At 58.3% G+C, this 7,207-nt stretch carries 4 protein-coding genes and 4 pseudogenes; 3 read left to right on the top strand and 5 right to left on the bottom strand.

All coding sequences use genetic code 11. The features are described 5' to 3' along the window. On the bottom strand, positions 1-722 hold a 722-nt coding region (locus GHK62_RS13650), incomplete at its 3' end, for a tyrosine-type recombinase/integrase (RefSeq protein ID WP_153439715.1). Between the two features lie 263 nt (positions 723-985). On the opposite strand from GHK62_RS13650, the pseudogene GHK62_RS13645 reads away from it, so the two are divergent. Beyond that, positions 986-2,011, top strand: a pseudogene (locus GHK62_RS13645) (IS110 family RNA-guided transposase). Between the two features lie 367 nt (positions 2,012-2,378). Further along, a pseudogene (locus tag GHK62_RS13640) lies at positions 2,379-2,801 on the top strand (IS110 family RNA-guided transposase); the annotation flags it as partial. Here the strand turns inward: GHK62_RS13640 and GHK62_RS13635 are convergent. The 3 genes and pseudogenes from GHK62_RS13635 to GHK62_RS13625 all read right to left on the bottom strand — a co-directional run. After that, positions 2,800-3,592: pseudogene (locus tag GHK62_RS13635) on the bottom strand (IS256 family transposase); the annotation flags it as partial. The pseudogenes GHK62_RS13640 and GHK62_RS13635 sit on opposite strands and share 2 nt — an antisense overlap. Positions 3,593-3,746: 154 nt before the next feature. Continuing rightward, complete coding sequence (locus tag GHK62_RS13630; protein WP_153439714.1) at positions 3,747-4,478, bottom strand: SDR family NAD(P)-dependent oxidoreductase; 732 nt, start codon at positions 4,476-4,478, stop codon at positions 3,747-3,749. A gap of 259 nt (positions 4,479-4,737) precedes the next feature. Beyond that, positions 4,738-5,403 carry a KpsF/GutQ family sugar-phosphate isomerase gene (locus GHK62_RS13625; protein WP_167528237.1) on the bottom strand — a complete coding sequence of 222 codons (666 nt, stop codon included), beginning with the start codon at positions 5,401-5,403 and terminating at the stop codon, positions 4,738-4,740. Positions 5,404-5,626: 223 nt separating this feature from the next. Between GHK62_RS13625 and GHK62_RS13620 the strand changes: the two are divergent. After that, positions 5,627-6,058, top strand: a pseudogene (locus GHK62_RS13620) (transposase); the annotation flags it as partial. 44 nt (positions 6,059-6,102) lie between these two features. Here GHK62_RS13620 and GHK62_RS35215 read toward each other — a convergent pair. Beyond that, positions 6,103-6,756, bottom strand: coding sequence for a histidine phosphatase family protein (locus GHK62_RS35215; RefSeq protein ID WP_153439712.1), 654 nt, complete (start codon positions 6,754-6,756; stop codon positions 6,103-6,105). Between the last annotated feature and the right edge of the window lie 451 nt (positions 6,757-7,207).

The raw sequence follows: 7,207 nt of genomic DNA, 5'->3' as shown, positions 1-7,207 counted from the left end.
CCCGACATAGTCCGGCAGGGTAGATAGTGCCGCAGCGTGTGCACGCTGACCCGCTTGGTCAATCCCGCCGCCTTGGTCGCCGAACGGCAGGCGGCATAAAGCACCTGCACATCGATCGGCTTGTCGCCGCGTCCGGGAAACAGCCAGTTCCTCGGGCGCGCCAGCCGCCAATAGGTGCGCAGGATGGCAAGCAACTGCGGCGACAGCATCACCGTGCGATCCTTGGCGCCCTTGCCGTGACGGACCTGGATCACCATGCGCTGGCTGTCGATGTCGCCGACCTTCAGGCTCACCGTCTCCGAGGCACGCAGCCCCGCGGCATAGGCGGTCGTCAGCGCCGTGCGCGCCTTCAAGGACGGCACCGCTTCGAGAAAGCGCACGACCTCGTCGGCGCTCAAGATCGCCGGCAGCTTGCGCGGCGTGCGCGCATAGGCAATCCGCTCGGGGATCTCGGCCCGGTCCAGCGTCACGCCGTAAAAGAACCGCAGCGCGCAAACCGTCTGGTTGAGCGCCGGCCAGGAGATGCCCTGCGACACCAGGTACACCTGGAAAGCGCGCACATCCTCCAGCCCCAGCCGATCCGGCGAGCGGCCGAAATACCGGCTGAACTTTGTCACGGCATGCAGGTAGGATCGTTGCGTGGCCGGCGACAGGTTGCGGAGCGTCATGTCGTCGATCATGCGGCGGCGCAGCGGGCTCACCGCTGCCGGGGCGTCGGTCATCGGTCGGTCTCCTGGTCAGGGGTTGGTTCTCAACACCCCAACATCCCATCAGGAGACCGCGCCTCCAAACACCCACCTCTCCCGCGTCAGCGGGTTAGTTCAATCCAGATTCCGGAAAATTGCAGCACGCTCTAGCAGGCTGATGAGCGGATCATCGCTCATCTGGCTGATGGTTTCCAGATGGGGTGGATCCCAGCCTTGTCCGACGGCATCGCAATGTGCCAAAGGTTGTGGTGTTAGCGCCACACAAAGGAGAGGCAGGCATCCATGAGGTTACCATCATCGGGGTCGATCTAGCAAAGAACGTCTTTCAGCTGCATGGAGCGGCAGCCGACGGATCTGTAGTGTTCCGCAAGAAGCTGTCATGCCCGCAATTCCGGAAGTTCCTGACGGCCCAGCCGGCATGTATCGTTGCCATGGAAGTGTGTGGCAGTGCGCACTACTGGGCTCGCGAGATGGCTCGGCTCGGCCATGAGCCGAGACTGATCGCGCCGCGCTACGTTAAGCCGTTCATCAAGCGGCAAAAGAACGATGCAGCGGATGCGGAGGCGATCGCCGAGGCGGCGCAGCGGCCAACGATGCGCTTTGTCGAGCCCAAAACAGAGGAGCAACAGTCTCGGGCCGTCGTGTTTCGCACGCGGGAACAACTGGTCGGTCAGCGCACCGAGTTGGTCAACGCCCTGCGCGCGCACTTGTACGAGTTCGGCCATGTCGCGCCACAGGGGATCGGTATCTGAGCCGGCTTGCAGAGGTCATCGAGAACGAACATGCGGCCCTGCCGGAGCTGGTCCGCGATGTCTGCCGCGACCTGCTGGAAGATCTGGCACCCGACGAGCCGGATCGACACACTGGGGAAGAGGATCGATGCGCTGTCCAAAAGGGCTGAGATGTCCCGGCGTTTGCAGACCATGCCCGGTGTGGGGCCGATCGCCGCCCTGGCGATCGAGACCTTCGCGCCGCCGATGGAGACGTTTAAATGCGGCCGTGACTTCGCTGCTTGGCTCGGCCTGGTGCCGTTACAGAAGTCGACCGGCGGCAAGCAAAGATTAGGAAAAACATCGAAGATGGGGCAGCGCGACATTCGCCGACTGCTCATCCTCGGGGCCATGGCTGTCTTGCGATGGGCCCCCCGGAAGGGTGCGCCCGAAGGCTCTTGCCTTGCGCGTATGCTTGGGAAAAAGCCGCGCATGCCGGTGGCAATCGCTCTGGCCAACAAAATGGCCCGGGGCATCTGGGCCATGCTGACGAAACAGGAGAATTACCGGAATGCGGCGATGGTGCCTGCATGATCAGTCAGCAGCGCATCTGAAGCCGGTACGTCGGAATGTGAGGAAGGCATGAACTGCATGGGCAAATGATCGATCAGATCGAGGTCAGGACAACCAGAATGACACGAGCCTCGCGCTCGCTTTCCAGATTCGGACCTGATCCGCGCATCACCATACCGGCCCGCGGCAAGTGAACGGCCGCAAACCAAGGCCTGACACAAGACCGCACTCGGTCACATGTCCAAAGGTTCAAGAAACTTCCTTGCAAAACGGCTGGCATCCACACAAGCGTCATGCATCTGGCGCGCTGGACAGCCCATTTGGTGGCATGGACCGCTCCCTTCCCCTAGCGAAGATGGCGGCGTTTTTTGCCACGAAGGAGGTTCCCATGCCTGTCGCCACCATTGGTCTTGATCTCGCAAAGGCAGTCTTTCAGGCTCACGGCGTTGATGATGCCGGTCAAACCGTTTTTCGCCGACGCCTCGGGCGAAGTGAGCTGTTGGCGTTTTTTGCCAAGCTGTCGCCGTATCAGGTGGCGATGGAGGCATGCTCAAGCGCTCATCATTGGGCTCGGGAACTGGTGAGGCTGGGACATGAAGTTCGCCTCATTCCACCACAGTACGTCAAACCTTATGTCAAACGGAACAAGACCGACGCAGCGGACGCAGAGGCGATATGCGAGGCGGCGACGCGGCCGAATATGCGCTTCGTTCCGATCAAGACCCGAGATCAGCAAGCAGTGCTTGCCTTGCACCGGTCGCGCTCATTGCTGGTTCGGCAACGAACAGCGTCAATCAACGCGGTTCGTGGACACGGCGGCCGCTCTTGCCGGCATGCGCCAGCACATTGCGCATGAAATGAACCCGGCAACGTTGCCATGTCGCGCACAGAACCTTGGTGACGGCCGCCTTCAGGCCTTCGTGGGCGTCGGAGAAAACCAGCTTGACGCCTCTGAGGCCACGGCGGGTCAGCTTGCGTAGGAACTCGGTCCAGATCGGCTCGGCGTCGGAGTTGCCGACCTCCATGCCCAGCACCTCGCGGGGACCGTCGCTGTTGACACCGACGGCGATGATCACGGCGATGGAGACGATGCGGCCGCCGCGGCGGACCTTCAGGTAGGTGGCATCACAGATATGGCCAGTCGCCCTCGATCGGCCGCTCGAGGAAGGCCTTGACCTTGCCGTCGATGTCTTCGCACAGCCGGCTGACCTGGCGCTTGGAGATGCCGCTCATGCCCATGGCCTTGACCAGATCGTCGACCGAGCGGGTCGAGATGCCCTGCACGTAGGCTTCCTGGATGACCGCCGTCAGCGCCTTCTCGGCCATGCGCCGCGGCTCCAGGAAGCCCGGAAAGTAGGAGCCCTTCCTGAGCTTCGGAATGCGCAGCTCGACGGTTCCGGCGCGCGTCTCCCAATCCCGCTCGCGGTAGCCGTTGCGCTGGGCCGTCCGCAGCGGGTTCTTCTCGCCATAAGCGGCACCGGTGGCGGCACCCACCTCCAGCTCCAGCTGCCGCTCGGCGGCAAAGCCGATCATCTCGCGCAAAAAATCGGCGTCGGGGGATTTCTCGACGAGCGCACGCAGGTTCATCATGTCGTCGTTCATCGGTGGTTCCTTCGAATCAGGTTGGTGTCAGCAACCCGACCCTACCGGAGAACATCGATGACCACCGCTCCGCCGCCAGCGACTAAAGTATCCCGACGGTGGCCGCAGGACTGCGCCCGCATGCTTACGAAGAACGCACCCCATCGACGGTTAATTAGTAGCTTGACCTTCCGCCTGATAGGTCAAAAACGGCTCCCGTTGAGAACGAACATTGATCACCCGCCAACCATGCAGTCATAGCCGCGACCTCATGTGCAGAGCAAAAGCGGCCCATTGGGATGCGCGCTAGCATATCCGCGCGTCGCTCAATTGCGATTTCGTGAAACATGCCAGTGTCGACCGCCGTTGGTGTGATGCAGTTTACCAGAACGCCGGTGCTGGCGAGTTCCTTTCCTAGTGTTTTCGTAAAAGCAATCACGCCGGCTTTGGACGCCGCATAGGGTCCGGCAAGAGATGTGCCCTCCTTTCCTTGCACAGATGCTATGTTGATGATCCTGCCGTACCCAGCGTTAATCATCTCTACCGCAATAGCTTTACAGCAGACAAATGTGCTCGTGAGATTGGCTTCGATAACAAGGCGCCATGCGTCAACGTCGATTTCGACTGCGCTGGCGACAGGTCCGAGGATTCCGGCGGCATTGACCAGAACCTGAATGGTCCCGAAAGCCCCACGTACACGCTCCAGCGAACGTTCAACACTTTCCGGGCTAGTTACATCACACGCAATCGACAGCAACTCGCCCCCACTCACATCTTGCCTTTCAGTCAGATCTAAGATTGCTACTTGCGCGCCGTCGTTGATCAGTCGTGTCGTTATAGCCGAACCAACACCACCATTTCCACCGCTCACTACTGCCACTTTTCCCGCAAGAGCTTTGTTATTCATCACTTAACTCCGGTGCAAATTGACGCGAAATAACGATAAAAAACATCAGGAACTTTGCTCCGCAATTGCGATGAGGCAAGGCTGAACCGACTTCTCAAGTGTCAAAAATATCGACGTCAGCCTGTAAAAATTCCCACCTGAATGGGCGGTGTCAGCTTAAGTCGAGCATCAGGAGTCTTCCGGTACTTGAGAGTCTGCTGACCGAGCAGGGCGTAAACAATGCAGCTTCGACGGAGAGCACTTTTTGTGCACCACAAAATCAGGTGCGTAGCGCAAGTTCTCTGCCAAGACTTCCCCCTGGATGAATGCGAGCGAAATCCTCACGAGTGAACCCCCGACACTCCTGCAAAATGAGGGCTAAAGAGTCTCCGACGGCCATCATCGCAGTCGTGCTAGCCGTAGGGGCAAGTCCCAAGATGCCAATTTCATTTACCGGCCCAATGTCAAGTACGTGATGCGCCGTCTGCGCAAGTGACGAACTTGCCTGTGCAGTTATCACTGCAATCACAACCGGTTGTGCCTTTAATGCCAGCACCACCTGCTTTAGTTCGTCGGTTTCGCCGGATTTTGACAAAGCAAGAAAAACGTCGCCCGGACCAACTCGTCCAAGGCTCCCATGGAGAGCGTCAAGGGGATCGAGGGTAATCGAGCGTGTGCCCGTTGACACAAGCGTCGCCGAGATTTTTTTTCCAACAAGCCCCGATTTGCCGACGCCGGAAACCACAACGAGCCCGCCGTTCGAAAGGATATAGTCTGCCAGAGCGCAAATCTGCCCATCCAGGCGGGAAGCCACCGTCTCAAGTGTCTTCGCTTCTTGTCTGATTACATCACGCGCTCGAGCGAGCGTCTGAATAGGGTCTACACCAATTGAGCCACCATTTGGTGCGGCCTCAGAATTGGCGCGCGTGCCATGGAGATCAGCCATATCCACCTCGTGTATCTGGGTTCGCGATCGCCAAGCTATATAGGAATATCCCTCCATGTGGTGCTGTATTTTCATCAATAATATGTTGCAACTTCTTGTACGCTGGAGAAATAACCTAAATGATCTGAACCCCTTTCGACTGAACCGATAGTGGGTGGAGTTTTCCGGTGATCTTTCTGGCTGGAAGAGGAACGGAAGACGATAAAGGCATCGGTTTACGGACGTGCAGAAGGCATTCGTGCTCAAGCAGGGTGATGGAGGTGTGCCCGTTGCAGATGATCTGCCGGATGCCGGGGATCAGCCAGGCAACCCATTTCAATTGGAAGAAGAAGTATGCCCGCATACTGCCGCCGGAACTCAAGCGGCTGAAACAGCTTGAGGACGTGAATGCGCGGCTGAAGAAGATCGTGGCCGATCTGACGCTCGACCGCGAGATGCTGCAGGCGTCATCAAGCAAAAGCTCTAAGGCCCGCTCGGGAGCGGGAGGTTGTGAAGGGTATATGCCAAGATTGGATGATCTCGATCCGGCGCGCCGTGGAGCGCTGAACTCGATCGTTCGACCTACCGGCACACCTGCCGCCGTCCCAGGCCGCGATCTTTTGCATCGAAAAGTCGTCGCGCACCCGTCTGCCGCGTTCATATGCCGAGAGAAGGCGCATGTACGCCGGTCGCTCAAGTCTCGCGAGGCCCCTTAGTACCTCATTTTGGCTGTACCGGTGGACGCAGGACGCCCGGAGGCTCATTCCAAGTAACCGGTTGGAGGAAGTCATTCCCCATTTCCAACTCGCAGATGTTGCCAGTATCCACTCGGGCCAATTGCGCTACCGGCAAGTTTCCGAATTTCCCCATAAGGCGCCACCCGATACATTTAAGAGGCCCATGAGCAGTGACCACGAGGATGGTTTCGGTCGGTCCGTAAGAGCGCTTAAGTTCCCCAAGGAAGCTATCGATCGCGTCAAAATAGACACTCCTCTCCGTCTTCCAGTTCGACATGGGCCATATACTACGCCGGTACCAGTCAAAGAACTCACGGGCGCCAAAACGCCGGACCACTTCAATATTGGAGAGGCCTTCCCAGTTGCCGTAGTCTATCTCGCTAAGCCTCAAGTCGGGGACCGTCGGCCGCCTTGCGCCAGAGATAGCCAAAGCGATCTCTGCATATGTTCTTGTTCGTTGCAAAGGACTGCAAAAAGTAGCGGATGGTATGCAACGCGCACTCCGGAGTGCGGTTCCGAGCTGCCCTGCCTGACGTTCCCCTTCCAAAACGAGAGGAGGATCGGCTTCGCCACCTATCCATTTCGCTTTCATGCTGGCCGGAAATGTATTTCCGTGTCTAGAGAAAATAATCTTCATGATTCATCGACTGCTGCTGGTGAGTTGGACTGTTGTCTGGTGTTACCGGATTTTCGTTCTACTGAACGTAAAATATTCATTTAAATTTCTTTTCAGAAGTATGAAAAGGCGAACATACGTCCATGCATGAGCGATACCCCGCGAGCTTGCGAACTCTGCAAGTTCTTCGCGGGTCTCATCTGACAGAGGCCGGCGATCAGCTCAGCCGTTCCGCTGCGAGAAGAAGACCTGACCCCGCCCTCGCCCCATTGAATTGGTCTCCACCAGACATGCTCCAGCCTGACGTTGAGTTCGTCTTCGGCGGCATATCGAAATGCCTAAAACAGCCAACCTGCTGCTTGATCACGATATCCCTATCGCGATTGAGAACTCGTGGGGTAAGAACCGCGGACGATCGTGTCTCAGGGAGTGGTTGTCTTCTCTATTCGGCGTGGTGAGGTCAAGCACCTTC

The organism is Sinorhizobium terangae, from assembly GCF_009601505.1.
GTDB classification, from domain to species: Bacteria; Pseudomonadota; Alphaproteobacteria; order Rhizobiales; family Rhizobiaceae; genus Sinorhizobium; species Sinorhizobium terangae.
Note: the sequence above shows the minus strand (reverse complement) of the source record. Positions and strands in the feature narration are given on the sequence as shown.